A 15,646-nucleotide genomic window follows, 5' to 3' on the forward strand; every position below is an offset into this window, starting at 1 on the left:
AGACAAATCGCCGCAGACCGGGTGTGCAGGAATGCAGATCAGCCCAGATCAGAGGTCGATCAGGCGATGCTGAGCGCAATCCCGTCGAGAATGTCGTGTTCGCTGACGATCAACGACGAGATTCCTGCGGCGCGGCCGATCTCCTCGGCCAGCACACCGGTGACGATGGCGCCGCCGCCGATGACGTCGACGCGGCCGGGGTGCATCGGACCGAGGGCGGCTCGCTCCTCGCGGGTCATCGATACCAGTCGAGCGCAGACGTCGTTCAGCTGCTCGAACCCGATGCTGGACAAATGAATCCGATCCGGATCGTAGGCCGATAGGTCCTGCGCGATGGCCGACAACGTCGTCATCGTTCCGGCGACGCCGACCCACGTCTTCGCCTCGGCGACGGGAACAGCCGCGAACGCCGGCGACAGACGATCGAGGACGAACGAACGTGCGTCGGAGATCTCCTCGGCCGAGGGCGGGTCCGACGGCAGACACCGTTCGGTCAACCGCACGCACCCGATATCGGCCGAGAACGCCGCCCGCACACCGTCGGCGTCACCGAGAACGAGTTCTGTCGACCCGCCTCCGAGGTCGACGACGAGGAACGGCCCCGCCGACGGGTCGAGGTCACCGACGGCGCCGGCGAACGACAGCCGCGCTTCTTCGTCCCCCGTGATGACCTCTGCGACAGCACCTTCGGCGATCGGGGCCAGGACTGTGCGCGTCATGTCGAAGAACACGTCGCGGTTGCTCGCGTCGCGGGTGGCCGACGTGGCCACCATTCGAACGGCGTCGACTCCGCCGAGGTCGAGGATCTGGGCAACGTACTTCTCGAGCGCCAGCCGGGTGCGCTCGATCGCCTCCGAAGCAAAGGCACCCGTCGCGTCGACGCCCTGGCCCAGCCGCACGATGGTCATCTCGCGCGCCAGATCGGTCAGCTTCCCGTCGACGATGTCGGCGACGAGCAACCGAATCGAGTTGGTCCCGCAGTCGATTGCCGCAACCTTCACGCGTGTAGCTCCTCGATGGTGGGCCAGTCTGCGGGCAAGGCCGTTCCGCGCAACGGTCCCTCTGCTGCGAGCGCCACCGACTCGTCGCCGAGCGGATTCACACCGGGACCCTTGGCCAACGAATGAGCCATCAGGACGTGCAGACACTTGACGCGGTCGGGCATTCCTCCACCGGTGAAGTCTGTGCCGAGAGGCTCGATGGCGTCCCGCTCGGCCAGGTACGACTGTGCCGCAAGCAGATACGCGGCGGCGAGGTCCTCGTCGACACCGAGGCGTTCGGTCATCTCCCGCATCACACCGGCAGATTCCTGGCGGCTCGCCTCGGCCGTCAACCGAGGGTCGGTCAGGTAGTAGAGAGTCGGGAACGGGGTTCCGTCGGGCAGCTTGGGAGCGGTCTTCACCACGGCGGGTCTGCCGTCCGGCGTGCGGTAGGCGATCGCGAGGACCCCCCTCGGTTCGCGCCCGAGTTGCTGCGCCACCGCCTGCAGGTCTGCATCGGGAACTGCTGAGCTCATCGCGCTTCCGTGGCAGTCGACCACAAGGTGCTGTACCACGGCCCGGTCGCCGCTGCGGGTGCGTCGTTCTCGGCATCGGAACGTGCACGCGCACCGGGTAATTGGACCTGATAAGGAGTCTCGCCGGGCATCACGAACCCGAGCCGCTCGCGCGCCTGGGCGGTGATGTAAGCGGGATCGTCGGTCTGATTCTTGCGAATCGTCAAGTCCTCCACGCGATCTTCGAGGGCGAGCCTGTCGGCCGCAGCCGCGCGGGCGTCACTCTGCAGTCCGATGTACGTCCGGAGCGGGACTGCGAGGGTGAGCGCCAACGCGCAGACGACCACAGCCAGGATGACGGCTTTGCCCGTCGACAAGCCCAGAAAGGTCCGCTCCTTCTTCGCACGCTTGTCACGACGAGGTCGGATCCTTCGCTGCGACGAGTCCGAATCGTCCGCGAGAGAAGACGAGTCGACCGGGGAGGCAGCAGCATCGGTTGACGGCGGAATGCCGCTGCCACGCCGAGCCGAGCGGCCGGGGCGGTCACTGCGATTTTTCGCACGACTACCCGGCCGCGGCCCCGGCCGCTGCCTGTCCCGGTCGGTCATCGGTTATGCGTCCTTGTTGCCGAAGTCCAGTCGCGGGAACGCGAGATCTCCGGCGTAGCGCGCGGCATCGCCGAGCGCTTCCTCGATGCGGAGCAACTGGTTGTACTTCGCGACGCGCTCGCTTCGAGCGGGTGCACCGGTCTTGATCTGCCCGCTGCCCACGGCGACGGCCAGGTCGGCGATCGTCACGTCCTCGGTCTCGCCGCTGCGGTGGCTCATCATCGTGCGGTATCCGTTGCGGTGAGCGAGGTCGACGGCGTCGAGGGTTTCGGTGAGCGTGCCGATCTGGTTCACCTTGACCAGCAGGGCGTTGGCGGCGCCCTCCATGATGCCCTTCTCGAGACGCTCGGGGTTGGTGACGAACAGGTCGTCGCCGACGATCTGTACGCGGTCACCGATGGCCTCGGTCAGGGAAACCCATCCTTCCCAGTCGTTCTCGTCGAGCGGATCCTCGATGGAGACGAGCGGGTGGTCGTTCAGGATCTCGGCGTAGAACGCGGACATCTCCTCGGCGGTGCGGGTCGAACCTTCGAACGCGTAACCCGTTCCCGCGGTGTAGAACTCGGTCGCAGCGACGTCCAGCGCAAGCCCGATCTGGGTGCCGACCTCGTAGCCGGCCTTGGTGATTGCCTCGCTGATGAGTTCGAGAGCCGCCTTGGTGCCGGCGATGTCGGGAGCGAAACCGCCCTCGTCGCCGAGACCGGTCGACAGGCCCTTGGCCTTGAGAACCGACTTCAGGGAGTGATACACCTCTGCACCCCAGCGCAGCGCTTCCTTGAAGGTGGGTGCACCGATGGGGGCGATCATGAATTCCTGGACGTCGACGCCACTGTCCGCGTGCGCTCCGCCGTTGATGATGTTCATCATCGGAACCGGAAGGATGTGGGCGTTCGGTCCACCGATGTAGCGGAAGAGGTCGAGGCCGGCCGAGTCGGCAGCCGCCTTGGCAACGGCCAGCGAGACGCCGAGCAACGCGTTGGCTCCGAGGCGGGACTTGTCGGGGGTGCCGTCGGCGTCGAGCAGCGCCTGGTCGACGGAACGCTGGTCCGACGCGTCGATGCCGATGACGGCGGGGGCGAGCTCGCCCAACACCGCTTCGACGGCCTTCTCGACGCCCTTGCCGCCGTAGCGATCGCCACCGTCGCGCAGCTCCACGGCCTCGTGCTCACCGGTGGATGCGCCGGACGGAACAGCCGCACGCGCGAACGTGCCGTCTTCGAGCGCGACCTCGACCTCGACCGTGGGGTTGCCACGGGAGTCGAGGATCTCGCGAGCTCCGACCTGTTCGATGATGGCCACGTGTGCACTCCTCAATACCGGGAACAGAAGGTGGGCGTGGTCACGCCCGGAGACAGCGTAGCCGCCGGGAGGGTGTCGTCGCTCGGGACGCGCAGGGCCTATCCGCTCACGCCCACCGAATACGCCGCGGCACGATCGCGTACGTCCCGCAGGTACTTCCCCGAGAGGTTGTAGGCGTTGAGCGCGCGCTGCCACCCCTCGGCGGTGGTCAGGTCGCCGCCGCGATCGCACAGATAGCGGCCGGCGCTCAGCGCTGCGTCGTCCATGTTGTCGGGACTCGCAACGCCGTCGCCGTTCGCGTCGACTCCCCACTTGCGCCAGGTCTCGGGGATGAACTGCATCGGGCCCATCGCCCGGTCGAACACCGGGTCACCGTCGAGTTCGCCCCCGTCCGAATCGGGGATCGTGGTGTTGCCGGCGGTTCCGTCCAGCTGGACACCTCGGATGGGCGGGTCGACCGTTCCGTCCGGTGCCACGCTCGAACCCTGGAACGTGCCGTGCCTGCTCTCGATCGATCCGATACCGGCCAGCGTCGTCCAGGTGATGCCGCATCCCGGTTGGGCGCGTGCCATCACCTGTGCGGCGTATCCGTAGGACTCCAGTGCGGTGACCGAGATCCCCAGGGCGTCGGATTGCGGTGCCGCCCAACCGTTCAGCAGATCCGCGGTGCGCCCGGGTGCGTCGACGTCGATGATCGGGACCGGCGTGCCCGCCCCGGGTGGGATGCCCTCGGGAATGTCGACGCGGGCGGCCTGGGAGCAACCGGCGACGAGAAGTGCGGCGCTCATCGCGAACCCGACGATGGCGCGGGGACGTCGGTTGGTCACGCCGTCCATCATCCAGAACGAAGGTAATAAAACATTAAAGTCTTGCAAAAGTGCTGGTCATCGCGATAGGGAGTGCCCGGAACCCGGGGTATGTTCACCTCGAAAGAACTGAGGGTCGCCTAGCCTTGGCGAGGCCAGCCTGACCAACCTAGAAGCAGGAGTCACCCGACGTGTCCGTTCTCGCCGCAGGTGCATCGGCACCCTCGATCGCGACGCAGATGTTCGGCAGCGGCCTGATCGGTGTCCGCGAAGGACTCGAGACCGGCATCGTCGTCATGATCCTGGTCGCCTTTCTGGTCAAATCCGATCGGCGGGATGCGCTCAAGTGGGTGTGGACCGGTGTCGCCGCCGCCGTCCTCATGGTCGCGGTCATCTTCTTCGGCATCCACTACGGAACGTCGACGGTCACGGGCCTGACCGCAGAAGTGATCGCCGGTGCGGCGTCGCTTCTGGCCGTGGTGATCGTCACCGGCATGGTCCTGTGGATGCGCAACGCCGCGAGATCGATCTCCGGCAACCTGAAGAACAGCATGGCCAAAGCTCTCGAACTCGGACCTGCCTCGATCCTGCTGCTCGCGTTTCTGGCCGTCGGGCGCGAGGGCGTCGAGACGGCGCTGCTCATGGTGGGCTACGCCGAGAACACCGGCGGCAGTAACTGGCCACTGCTCGGTTTGCTCCTCGGTGTCGTCGTTGCCGCGGTTCTCACCGTGTTGCTCTACTTCGGGACCATCCGCATCGACTTCGCAAAGTTCTTCAAGTACACGGGTGTGCTTCTCGTCTTCGTCGCCGCCGGGATCCTCGCCTACGGCCTCCGCGCCCTGCAGACGGGCGGCGTTCTGCCCGGTGGATCCACATTGGCGTTCGACATCAGCAGCAGCTGGGACTCGTCGAGCTGGTACGGCACCCTCGTCGCCGGAATTTTCAACGTCCGCCCGGATCCGACACTCCTGCAAGCAGTGGCGTGGGTCCTCTATCTCGCCGTCGTTCTGACTCTGTTCCTGCGGCCGTCGAGGAACACCGCGCCGGCCGAACCCGCACTCGAAAGGCAACACTGATGCGCCGCACCACCCGCGCCCTGATCGCAGCCGCCTCCCTTCCGGTTGCCCTCGCCGCCTGCACAGCGAAGTCGACACCCGAGGCGTCCGCCGACGGTGACATCGCCGTCACCGCGACCGACGACTCCTGCGAGGTGTCCGCCGCCGCCGGAACCACCGGACAGTCGACCTTCCAGGTCACCAACAACGGCAGCAAGACCACCGAGTTCTACGTCTACGGCGCCGGCGACCGCGTCATGGGTGAAATCGAGAACATCGGGCCCGGTGTCTCCCGTCAGCTGATCGTCGCGCTCCCCGAAGCGGCCACCTACCAGACCGCGTGCAAGCCCGGCATGGTCGGCGACGGAATCCGCGCCGACTTCGTCGTCTCGGGCGACTCCGTCCAGACCGACGAGACCGGCCAATTGGCCGACGCCGCAGACGGATACAAGAGATACGTTCTCAGCCAGATCACCGCACTCCAGGAGACCACCGGAGCGTTCGCCGCGTCGATCAAGGAGGGGAACATCGACGCCGCCAAGGCGCAGTTCCCTGTCGCGCGTACCTACTACGAGCGCATCGAACCCGTGGCCGAAAGCTTCCCGGACGATCTCGATCCGCGCATCGATCTGCGTGAACCGGACGTCGAGCCGGGCGCGTCGTGGACCGGTTTCCATCGCCTCGAGAAAGACCTGTGGGCGCAGGGCCTGCAGCCCGACACCAACGCGATCGCCGATCAGTTGGTGGCAGACGTGAACGAATTGGCCACGGGCGTACAGGCATCCGACTTCACCGTCGATCCGATACAGGTGGCCGGCGGCGCTCAGGGTCTGCTGGACGAGGTCGCGCAGACCAAGATCACCGGTGAAGAAGACTTCTTCTCGCACACCGACCTGTGGGACTTCCAGGCCAACGTCGACGGATCGCAGGCCGCGGTCGCTGCGCTGCAACCGATCCTGGCAGAGCGAAACCCGGACTTGGAGAAAGAGATTCAAGCACGCTTCGCCGATCTCGACACCGAACTGGGCAAATACCGCCAGGGCGACGGATTCGTCTTCTACGACACCGTCACCGAACCGCAGCGCCAAGCACTGTCCCAGAAGATCGACGCATTGTCGGCGTCAGTGAGCCAGGTTCAGGGTGTCGTTGCCGGAAACTGATACCGGCGGAAAACGCTTCTCGCGCCGTCGACTCTTCGGCGGCGTCGGAGCGGGTGCCGTTGCCGTCGGTGCGGGCGTGGTGGTGGGCCGCTCCACTGCCCCGACTCTCGACACCGCCGCCGCGGCAGCCGAATCCGTGGTGCCGTTTCGCGGCGCGCACCAGTCGGGCATCGTCACCCCCGCCCAGGATCGCATGCACTTCGCGACCTTCGACGTGACCACCGACTCGCGGGACGAACTCGTCGCGATGCTGAAGAAGTGGACGACGATGGCCGAACGGCTGACCGTCGGCGCCGAATCGGTACCCGGCGGCGTGGTCGGTGGCGGTCAGTACGAGCCCCCCGGCGATACCGGCGAGGCGTACGGGTTGCATTCGTCGAATCTGACCCTCACCATCGGCTTCGGGCCGTCCCTGTTCGGGACCGCGGACAACGACCGCTTCGGTATCGTCGACCGTAAACCGGCTGCACTGGAAGAACTTCCGCGTTTTCCGGCCGACGATCTGGACCCCGCCCGCAGCGGCGGCGACATCGCGATCCAGGCGTGCGCCGACGACCCTCAGGTTGCGGTTCACGCCATCCGCAACCTCGCCCGCATCGCGTTCGGGACTGCGTCGATCCGTTGGTCGCAGCTCGGGTTCGGACGCACGTCCTCGACGTCCACCACTCAGGCCACGGCGCGAAACCTGTTCGGATTCAAGGACGGAACGAACAACATCAAGTCCGAGGACCAACCATCCGTCGACGACTACGTGTGGGCGAACGGATCCGACGGTTCGGATTGGATGGCCGGCGGCAGTTACCTCGTCGCGCGGCGCATTCGTATGAAGATCGAACCGTGGGACCGCGCCGTGCTCGGTGAGCAGGAACGGGTGATCGGTCGATCGAAGGCCACCGGCGCACCGCTTGGATCGGCGGCCGAGTTCGACACCGTCGATCTGTCGTCGAACCAGATCGAGAAGAACGCACACATCAGACTGGCGTCGTCGGAATCGTTGGGCGGCATCAAGATTCTGCGGCGCGGATACAATTTCACCGACGGTAGTGACGGATTCGGGCACCTCGACGCAGGGTTGTTCTTCGTCGCCTTCTGTCGTGATGCGATGACACAGTTCGTGCCGATGCAGCAAGCGCTCGCCCGCAAGGACTTGCTGAACGAATACATCTCACACGTCGGGTCGGCACTGTTCGCCTGCCCGCCCGGCGTGCCCGACGGTGACGACAACGCCTACTGGGGGTCGACGCTGTTCGCCTGACCCTCGTGGCCGTGCGCACTCGGCTCAGCGCCCGGCCAATAGCGTTTCCACGCAACAGCATCGAGGGTTCCGGGGACCACACCGTCCATGGCTGCGGCTCGCTCGGCGGCGCGCACGTCCGCGACGAAATCGTTTACGTCTCTGCGCAGCCGATCCTCGGCGGAATCACTGCCGTGATCCCCGCCCACGTCGAGACGCACCACGCGCAAGGTGTCCGGTACGAATTCGTCGGGCAGGCCCGCTCTGGACGCCCGAGCCATCACCTTCTCGGCAAGCGCGAGCGACGGTTGCGCCATCGCGATGCCGTCGATGCACGACGCTCGCAACTTCTCGGCGGCCTTGCGCTCCTCCCACGCCCGTTCCTGTTGCCCGATGTCGATCGGCCCCGTCGACGCGTCGGTCAAGTGCGGGCTGCGGTGCGTGAGCTTGGCGACGAGACCGGCGGCAACGTCGTCGATGCCGAACGCGCCGTCCGGAGCGTCCTGCGCAATCCGGGCGTGGAAGAGGACTTGGAGCAGGAGGTCGCCCAGTTCTTCCCGGATGTTGTCGGGGTCGCCCGAGGCGATGGCGTCGAGCAGTTCGTACGTCTCCTCGAGGAGGTACGTGCGCAGCGAGTCGTGCGTCTGGGTGGCTTCCCATCCACCCCGCGACCGCAACCGGTCCATGATGAACACGGCCTCGTCGAGGTTTCCCGCTTCGGGCACGGGCACCTCTACGACGTCCTCGCCGCGGGCAATCCGTTCCTGCACGTCCGGGTTGTCGCGGGTGGTACTGATCAGGACCGTCTCGCCGTCGCTGTCGTCGGTCGTCATGCCGGACAGACGCCAGCGAATGGCGACGGGCACTTCCTCGGTGAACAGAATCGGGTTCTCCAGCAGCTTGACCGCCTGCACGGGCACCATCGTGGGGCGCAGCGGATCCAGCAAGAGCACCGTCACCCGTTCACACCCCCAAAGGTTGTTCCACGCGCACCGAGCCGGCCGGCTTGCCGTCCAGCGCCAGCAGCACGTCGGCAACGAACTGCAGCAGCTCCACGTCGCGAACGCGCGCCGAACCCACGCCTCCCCCGGCGACACGCGGCACTGGAATCTGGACGGTACCTGTTGTCGCCCGATACTGGGCACTCGGATAGAGCCGTTTCAACCTGATCTGCTTCGAATCGGGCAGATCCATCGGCGCCAACTTGACCATCGTGCCCGCGATCGAGACGTCGGTCAGCGAGTACTGACGACACAGAATGCGTAGCACCGCGACCGCGACCAGGCGTCCGACCTCGGCCGGAACCGGACCGTAGCGGTCGACCAGTTCCTCGATCACCGCCGCGATCTCGGCGTCGGTGGAGGCCGCCGCCAGCTTTCGGTACGCCTCGAGACGCAGGCGATCGCTGGTCACGTAGTCCGGCGGGATGTGGGCGTCGACGGGGAGGTCGATCCGCACTTCCTTCGTCGGCTCGTCGGTGGTGATCGGCGTGCCGTCCGCGGCGGCGCGGTACGCCTCCACGGCCTCACCGACCAACCGAACGTAGAGATCGAACCCGACGCCGGCCACGTGCCCGGACTGCTCGGCACCGAGCACGTTTCCTGCGCCACGGATCTCGAGGTCCTTCATCGCGACAGCCATGCCGGCGCCGAGGTCGGAGTTCTGCGAGATGGTGGCCAGGCGGTCGTATGCGGTCTCGGTCAGCGGCTTCTCCGGCGGATACAGGAAGTAGGCGTACCCGCGATCACGGCTGCGGCCCACACGTCCACGCAGCTGGTGCAGCTGCGAGAGGCCGAGCGAATCGGCACGCTCGACGATCAGCGTGTTGGCGTTGGAGATGTCGAGGCCGGTCTCGATGATGGTGGTGCACACCAGAATGTCGAACTCGCGCTCCCAGAATCCCTGCACGGTCTTCTCGAGCGTGTCCTCGTTCATCTGCCCGTGGGCGACCACGACGCGAGCTTCGGGCACCATGCCGCGGATGCGTGCGGCCGCCTTGTCGATGGAACTGACGCGGTTGTGGACGTAGAACACCTGACCATCGCGCAGCAACTCGCGTCGGATGGCCGCGGCCACCTGCTTGTCCTGGTACGCGCCGACGTAGGTGAGGACGGGATGCCGTTCCTCCGGCGGCGTGAGGATGGTCGACATCTCGCGAATGCCGGCCATGCTCATCTCGAGCGTGCGGGGAATCGGTGTCGCGGACATGGTCAGAACATCGACGTGTGTGCGCAGCGCCTTGATGTGCTCCTTGTGCTCGACGCCGAACCGCTGCTCCTCGTCGACGATGACCAGACCGAGGTCCTTCCACCGCACCGCCGTCTGCAGGAGGCGGTGCGTTCCGACGACGATGTCGACGGTGCCGTCCGCGAGACCGGCGAGGGTCTCCTTGGATTCCTTCGCGTCGGAGAAGCGCGAGAGCCCGCGAATGGTGACCGGAAACGAGGCCATCCGCTCGTGGAACGTCTGAAGGTGTTGCTGCGCAAGAAGAGTCGTCGGCACCAGTACGGCCACCTGTTTGCCGTCCTGCACGGCCTTGAACGCGGCCCGGACGCCGATCTCGGTCTTGCCGTAACCGACGTCGCCGATCACCACGCGGTCCATCGGGACGGCCTTCTCCATGTCGGCCTTGACCTCCGCGATGACCGTCATCTGGTCGACGGTCTCGGTGAAGGCGAACGCGTCTTCCATCTCCGTCTGCCAGGGCGTGTCGGGACCGTAGGCGTGGCCGGGAGCAGCCTGGCGAGCGGCGTAGAGCTGCACCAGCTCCCCCGCGATCTCGCGAACAGCCTTGCGCGCCTTGCGTTTGGTGTTGGTCCAGTCGGACCCGCCCAGCTTGCTGAGGCTGGGCATCTCTCCGCCGACGTACCGGGAGAGCTGATCGAGCGACTCCATCGGCACGAACAACCGGTCACCGGGGTGGCCGCGTTTGCTCGGTGCGTACTCGATCACGAGGTACTCGCGCCGCGCACCTGCGACGGTACGTTCGATCATCTCGACGAACCGGCCGATGCCGTGCTGCTCGTGCACCACCATGTCACCGGCGGTGAGCGCCAGCGGGTCGACCTGGTTGCGCCGCTTGGCCGGGAGGCGGCGGCCGTCGCCCGTCGCGGCGACACGGTTACCCGTCAGATCGGCCTCGGTGACGATGACGAGTCCGGCGTCCTTCAGCACCAGGCCGTCGTGCAGAGAGCCGCAGAGAACGCTCACCGAGCCGGCGATGGGCTCGGACTCGGTGTCGACGTGCACGGCGGACACGTCGGCCTCACGGAGGCGTTCGACGGTGCGCTGCGCGGTACCGGACCCGGCGACGACGATGGCCGCGCGACCACCGGACTTGACGTGTGCGCGCAGCATCGCGAAGAGCGCCGCGAGCAGTTCCTCGGATCCGCGCACGTCGGGTGCCGAGTCGATGTCGAGAACAGTCTCCTCGTCGCTGCCCGATGCGAGCGGGCTGACGGTCCACCACGGACGGCCCGCGGCCTCCGCGCTCTCACGCACCTGCCGCAGCGATTTGTACGCCGACGCACTGAGATCGAGCTCCGGAGCGCCGACGCCGGACGTGTCGAGGGTGCTGGTGTCCAAGGGTGCCAACCCGCCGATGGATGCCGCGGTCCACGACGCCTCGAGGAACTCCTGCCCGGTACGCACCAGGTCGGTGGCGCGGGTTCGTACCTTCTCGGGGTCACAGATCAGCACGTGTGCACCGGCGGGCAACGCGTCGGTGAGCAGTTCGAGTCCGCCCGCCTTCAATACTGGGAGGAGCGCTTCCATACCCTCGACGGGTATTCCGGCCGAGATCTTCTCGAGCATCTCCACGAGCGCGGCGTCGGCGGGGTTGTCCGCGGCCAGGCGCGCAGCGCGGTCCCGCACTTCCTCGTCGAGAATCATTTCCCGGCACGGCGGGGCGATGACACCGTCGATCGAGACCTCGGGGAGCGAGCGCTGATCGGCCACGGAGAACGCACGCACTTCGGTGACCTCGTCGCCCCAGAACTCAACGCGCACAGGATGATCGGCGGTGGGCGAGAAGACGTCGAGGATACCGCCGCGCACGGCGAACTCACCGCGTTTGCCCACCATGTCCACACGCGAGTACGCGTGCTCGACCAGTTTCTGCTGCAGTTCGTCGAAGTCGATCTCGGTACCGACGCGCAAGGCGATCGGCTCGATCATGCCGAGACCGCGAGCCATGGGCTGAAGCACCGAGCGAACCGTGGTCACGATGACGCGCAACGGCTGACCGTAATCGGCGTCGTCGGGTCGCGCGAGACGGCGCAGTACTTCGAGCCGTCGACCGACGGTATCGGCGCCGGGCGAAAGACGTTCGTGGGGAAGGGTTTCCCAGGACGGGAACTGAGCGACAGCACCGCCGAACATCTCGGTGAGCTCGACGGTGAGGTCGTCGGCTTCACGGCCGGTAGCGGTGACGACGAGCACGGGCGCGTTCTGGGCAATGGCAGCAGAAACGAAGCTACGAGCGGCGACCGGCGCAACGAGGGTGGCCGAGGAGCGCCCGACCATGTCGGACACCTGGCGCAGCGAACTGTCGGTGAGCGCAAGAGAAGCGAGAGCCGCCATGCGGACGTCCGAGGCCCGCGACGAGATCAACGGGGCATGGGAGGACGGGGACAACGGCTGTACTCCTGACGCGAGAGCTGGAACGGCTCCAAGTCTAGGAGGTCACGCCGACAACGCGGTACTCAGGCTTCTCGAGAACAGGGGCGACTCGAGAACTCAGGTCCCGTAGCGCAACACCCGGCGAGCAGCGAACTCACGGAAGTAGTCAAGCTTCTGAGACGGAACCAACGACGGCAGCAGGTAGTACCAGAGCCGCTCCATGCGCGGGGCCAGGTCGTCCGTCGAGTCGGTGGCCACCGCGACCATGTGCGCGCCGATGATCATTTCGAGAAACAGCGTGCCGACGGTCTCCGGGTCGGCGTCGGGGAACACGTCGCCCTGGCCGACCGCTCGCGTCGCGAGGTCGAGGTAGGACTCGCTCCAGGACGCGACGACGTTGCCGTCGGTCCCGCGGTAGTCGCCGATCTGGTGCTTGAGCCGGAACATCGCCGCCACCATGGGATCGGCAACTGCGAGGTCGACCGTCGCGTACGAGATGCCGATGGTGGCCTCGAGCGCCGGAATCCGGCCGTCGTCCAACGCAGTCCACGCCGCGGTGAGCCGGGTGGTCCCCTCGTCGATGACTGCGCGGGCGAGCTCCTCCTTCGATCCGAAGTGGAAGTAAAGAGCGCCCTTGGTGACCTGGGACTGGGAAATGATCTCGCTCAGGCTGGCGTTGGCGTAGCCCAGACGAAGGAAAACATTGGCTGCGCCAGCCAGTACCGTGTCCCGAGTGATCTCGGCGCGTGCCTGTCTAACCATGCCATCCGCCTCAAGAGTAAAGGACTACCGATCTTCCAATATCGGGTGAACGGTACCACCGCACCAGTTGACGGCGGGGGCAACTGGTAAAGAGTTTGCGCATCGTGTCGTACGCAAAGCCCGCAGCGGACCCGAGTACAGATGTCCGATGCTATTCCCTCGTCAGGCCCCGAGCTGCGGATCGGCTTCCAGATTGGTCAGGCCGTTCCAGCACAGATTGACGACGTGCGCGGCCACGACTTCCTTCGGTGGTGTGCGGTCGTCGAGCCACCATTGCGCAGTCATCGACACCATTCCTACGAGTGCCTGGGCGTAAAGGGGTGACAACGCCGGATTCAATCCCCGCCGTTCGAAATCGCCGGCCAGGATGTGCCCGACCTGACCCACCGCGTCGTTCAGCAAGCTCGAGTACGTGCCGTCGGGCGCGGCGACCGGAGAGTCACGCACCAGAATGCGGAAGCCGTCGGACCGCTCTTCGACGTAGGTGAGCAGGGCCAGCGCAACCGCTTCGACGCGCACCCGCGAGCGATGTCCGGTCAGCGACGCGGTGATCATCGCCAACAACGTCGACATCTCCCGGTCGACGACCACCGCGTAGAGGCCTTCCTTGCCGCCGAAGTGCTCATACACGACCGGTTTCGACACCGCGGCGCGCTGGGCGATCTCCTCGATGGATGTCGCTTCGTACCCGCGCTCGGCGAAGAGCGTGCGCCCGATCTCGATCAGTTGCTCGCGCCGCTGCGTGCCCGTCATCCGAATACGGGTGGCTCGTTCGGGCACCGCGTCGCCGGTCGTCATGGGTCAAGCCTGTCAGACGGCACGAGCGGAGCTTGCGGAGCGACCCGGCTTGGGCGCGGAGCTTGCGAGCGACCCGGCTTGGGCGCGGTGGTTCGACGTGGCCCTGTCTCTCGTGCGAGTATCGACGCGCTCAGTTGGTGTGGGCTTTCACCTGCTCGCACGTAACCTCTGGGCGGCAATCCGCCGTGGTGTAATGGCAGCACCTCTGATTTTGGTTCAGATAGTTCAGGTTCGAGTCCTGGCGGCGGAGCCGTTGTTCGCGCAGCGGCGGAGCCGACATCTCTGTACGTGAATTAGAGGAGACGTATGCCGTTGCGGGCAGGCCGCAGGCCGGTCGGGAGATCGGGTATCGCCGTCATCGTGCTCGCCGCGGGTGCGGGGACGCGAATGCGATCGAAGACCCCCAAAGTTCTCCATGCGCTCGCCGGTCGCACGATGCTCGGGCACGCGATGCACGCCGCGGCTGGACTCGATCCCGATCATCTGGTGACCGTCGTCGGCCACGACCGCGAGCAGGTGAGCGCCGCCGTCGACGCCCTATCGACGGAGCTCGACCGCACCATCGTCACGGCGTTGCAAGCGGAACAGAACGGAACCGGCCACGCCGTCCAGTGCGGGTTGACCGCGCTGCCCGACGATTTCGACGGGACCGTCGTGGTGACGGCCGGGGACGTTCCTCTCCTCGACGCGCACACGCTGCGTGCCCTGGTGCACGACCATCTGTCCACGGCAGAACCGGTGGCGATGTCCGTGCTGACGTTCGTACCCGACGAACCGAACGGTTACGGGCGCATCGTGCGTGACGCCGACGGCCACGTCGCCGAGATCGTCGAGCACGCCGACGCCACCCCCGAGCAGGTACTGATCCGCGAAGTGAACTCCGGTGTGTACGCCTTCGACGCCGCATCGCTGCGGACCGCACTGGAGCGGTTGGGGACGAACAACGCTCAGCACGAGCTCTATCTCACCGACGTTCTACGCATCTCACGTGAGCGCGGCCTGCCCGTGTTCAGCACTCAGTTGACCGACCCCTCGCTCGTGCGCGGAGTCAACGACCGAGTGCAGCTCTCGGAAGTCACCCGAATCCTCAACCAGCACATACTCGAGCGCCACATGCGCGCCGGTGTGACCGTCGTCGATCCGGCCAGCACGTGGGTCGACATCGAGGTCACCATCGGGCAGGACGCGACGCTGAAGCCCGGCGTCCACCTGCACGGGCGCACGAGCATCGGCGAGGACGCCGTGATCGGTCCCGATTCCACCCTCACCGACGTCGCAGTAGGAAACGGGGCGGCCGTGATGCGCACACACGCGGACAGCGCCGTCATCTCGGCCGGGGCAACGGTGGGCCCCTACACCTACATCCGGCCCGGCACCGTCCTGGGCGACGAGGGCAAACTCGGCGCGTTCGTCGAAACGAAGAATGCCACCATCGGCGCGCACACCAAGGTGCCGCACCTGACGTACGTCGGCGACGCCGACATCGGCGAACACTCCAACATCGGGGCGTCCAGCGTGTTCGTCAACTACGACGGCGTGAACAAGAACCGCACGGTCGTCGGATCACACGTCCGGACCGGGTCGGACACGATGTTCATCGCGCCGGTCCGCGTCGGGGACGGGGCCTATACGGGGGCCGGAACCGTTCTCCGCAATGATGTACCCCCGGGAGCACTTGCGGTTTCCGGTGGATCCCAGCGCATCATCGACGGCTGGGTCGAGAAGAAGCGCCCCGGTACGGCAGCAGCAGAAGCGGCGGCGCGCGCACGCGGCACCGATCGGAACGACACGAAGGACGGCGAGTAACAC

The 15,646-nt window shown here is 66.4% G+C and carries 13 protein-coding genes and 1 tRNA gene; 5 read left to right on the forward strand and 9 right to left on the reverse strand.

Features of this window, described 5'->3' with window-relative positions; translation table 11 throughout:
• Window positions 1-59 precede the first annotated feature (59 nt).
• The 5 genes from IEW02_RS25160 to IEW02_RS16785 all read right to left on the reverse strand — a co-directional run bounded on the left by IEW02_RS25160 (window position 60) and on the right by IEW02_RS16785 (window position 4,190).
• Window positions 60-1,001, reverse strand: a complete 942-nt coding sequence (locus IEW02_RS25160) for a Ppx/GppA phosphatase family protein (protein WP_229746090.1) — start codon at window positions 999-1,001, stop codon at window positions 60-62.
• Window positions 998-1,516 carry a DUF501 domain-containing protein gene (locus tag IEW02_RS25165; RefSeq protein WP_229746091.1) on the reverse strand — a complete coding sequence of 173 codons (519 nt, stop codon included), beginning with the start codon at window positions 1,514-1,516 and terminating at the stop codon, window positions 998-1,000. Before IEW02_RS25165 ends, IEW02_RS25160 begins: the two co-directional genes overlap by 4 nt.
• Window positions 1,513-2,103 carry an FtsB family cell division protein gene (locus IEW02_RS16775; protein ID WP_188545950.1) on the reverse strand — a complete coding sequence of 197 codons (591 nt, stop codon included), beginning with the start codon at window positions 2,101-2,103 and terminating at the stop codon, window positions 1,513-1,515. Before IEW02_RS16775 ends, IEW02_RS25165 begins: the two co-directional genes overlap by 4 nt.
• A gap of 3 nt (window positions 2,104-2,106) precedes the next feature.
• Complete coding sequence (gene eno / locus IEW02_RS16780; protein ID WP_188545951.1) at window positions 2,107-3,402, reverse strand: phosphopyruvate hydratase; 1,296 nt, start codon at window positions 3,400-3,402, stop codon at window positions 2,107-2,109.
• A gap of 98 nt (window positions 3,403-3,500) precedes the next feature.
• Window positions 3,501-4,190 carry a lytic transglycosylase domain-containing protein gene (locus tag IEW02_RS16785; RefSeq protein ID WP_229746125.1) on the reverse strand — a complete coding sequence of 230 codons (690 nt, stop codon included), beginning with the start codon at window positions 4,188-4,190 and terminating at the stop codon, window positions 3,501-3,503.
• 209 nt (window positions 4,191-4,399) lie between these two features.
• Between IEW02_RS16785 and efeU the strand changes: the two genes are divergently transcribed.
• From efeU to efeB, 3 genes are read left to right on the forward strand one after another with little or no spacing between them, the layout of a single operon-like run.
• Window positions 4,400-5,284: an iron uptake transporter permease EfeU gene (gene efeU / locus IEW02_RS16790; protein WP_188545953.1), complete on the forward strand. Its 885-nt coding sequence runs from the start codon at window positions 4,400-4,402 to the stop codon at window positions 5,282-5,284.
• Window positions 5,284-6,423, forward strand: a complete 1,140-nt coding sequence (gene efeO / locus IEW02_RS16795; RefSeq protein WP_188545954.1) for an iron uptake system protein EfeO — start codon at window positions 5,284-5,286, stop codon at window positions 6,421-6,423. Before efeU ends, efeO begins: the two co-directional genes overlap by 1 nt.
• The gene (gene efeB, locus IEW02_RS16800) at window positions 6,404-7,678 is read left to right on the forward strand and encodes an iron uptake transporter deferrochelatase/peroxidase subunit (RefSeq protein ID WP_188545955.1); all 1,275 of its coding nucleotides are present in this window, start codon (window positions 6,404-6,406) and stop codon (window positions 7,676-7,678) included. The genes efeO and efeB overlap by 20 nt, the downstream gene beginning before the upstream one ends.
• On the opposite strand, the gene IEW02_RS16805 is transcribed toward efeB, so the two are convergent.
• From IEW02_RS16805 to IEW02_RS16820, 4 genes are all read right to left on the reverse strand, one after another.
• On the reverse strand, window positions 7,651-8,616 hold the full coding sequence (locus tag IEW02_RS16805) for a nucleoside triphosphate pyrophosphohydrolase (protein ID WP_188545956.1): 966 nt from the start codon (window positions 8,614-8,616) through the stop codon (window positions 7,651-7,653). The genes efeB and IEW02_RS16805 overlap by 28 nt on opposite strands.
• A gap of 4 nt (window positions 8,617-8,620) precedes the next feature.
• Entirely contained in the window at window positions 8,621-12,238 is a 3,618-nt protein-coding gene (mfd, locus tag IEW02_RS16810; protein WP_188546187.1) for a transcription-repair coupling factor, read from the reverse strand.
• Window positions 12,239-12,394: 156 nt separating this feature from the next.
• Window positions 12,395-13,039 (reverse strand): ScbR family autoregulator-binding transcription factor, encoded by a 645-nt coding sequence (locus IEW02_RS16815; protein WP_188545957.1) that lies wholly within the window; start codon window positions 13,037-13,039, stop codon window positions 12,395-12,397.
• A gap of 162 nt (window positions 13,040-13,201) precedes the next feature.
• On the reverse strand, window positions 13,202-13,837 hold the full coding sequence (locus IEW02_RS16820) for a TetR/AcrR family transcriptional regulator (RefSeq protein ID WP_229746092.1): 636 nt from the start codon (window positions 13,835-13,837) through the stop codon (window positions 13,202-13,204).
• A gap of 179 nt (window positions 13,838-14,016) precedes the next feature.
• On the opposite strand from IEW02_RS16820, the gene IEW02_RS16825 reads away from it, so the two are divergent.
• Both IEW02_RS16825 and glmU read left to right on the forward strand, forming a co-directional pair.
• Window positions 14,017-14,087 (forward strand) — tRNA-Gln (locus IEW02_RS16825).
• A gap of 56 nt (window positions 14,088-14,143) precedes the next feature.
• Window positions 14,144-15,643: a bifunctional UDP-N-acetylglucosamine diphosphorylase/glucosamine-1-phosphate N-acetyltransferase GlmU gene (gene glmU, locus IEW02_RS16830; protein ID WP_188545958.1), complete on the forward strand. Its 1,500-nt coding sequence runs from the start codon at window positions 14,144-14,146 to the stop codon at window positions 15,641-15,643.
• The last annotated feature ends 3 nt before the right edge of the window (window positions 15,644-15,646 follow it).

It is taken from the genome of Rhodococcoides trifolii (genome assembly GCF_014635345.1).
Classification (GTDB): Bacteria; Actinomycetota; Actinomycetes; order Mycobacteriales; family Mycobacteriaceae; genus Rhodococcoides; species Rhodococcoides trifolii.

What these genes read in the sequence shown, in the direction of transcription:
- IEW02_RS25165 (WP_229746091.1), bottom strand. Translation starts at nt 1,516, where the DNA reads ATGAGCTCAGCAGTTCCCGATGCAGACCTGCAGGCGGTGGCGCAGCAA.
- IEW02_RS16775 (WP_188545950.1), bottom strand. Translation starts at nt 2,103, where the DNA reads ATGACCGACCGGGACAGGCAGCGGCCGGGGCCGCGGCCGGGTAGTCGT.
- IEW02_RS16785 (WP_229746125.1), bottom strand. Translation starts at nt 4,190, where the DNA reads ATGAGCGCCGCACTTCTCGTCGCCGGTTGCTCCCAGGCCGCCCGCGTC.
- efeO (WP_188545954.1), top strand. Translation starts at nt 5,284, where the DNA reads ATGCGCCGCACCACCCGCGCCCTGATCGCAGCCGCCTCCCTTCCGGTT.
- mfd (WP_188546187.1), bottom strand. Translation starts at nt 12,238, where the DNA reads ATGGCGGCTCTCGCTTCTCTTGCGCTCACCGACAGTTCGCTGCGCCAG.
- IEW02_RS16815 (WP_188545957.1), bottom strand. Translation starts at nt 13,039, where the DNA reads ATGGTTAGACAGGCACGCGCCGAGATCACTCGGGACACGGTACTGGCT.
- IEW02_RS16820 (WP_229746092.1), bottom strand. Translation starts at nt 13,837, where the DNA reads ATGACGACCGGCGACGCGGTGCCCGAACGAGCCACCCGTATTCGGATG.
- glmU (WP_188545958.1), top strand. Translation starts at nt 14,144, where the DNA reads ATGCCGTTGCGGGCAGGCCGCAGGCCGGTCGGGAGATCGGGTATCGCC.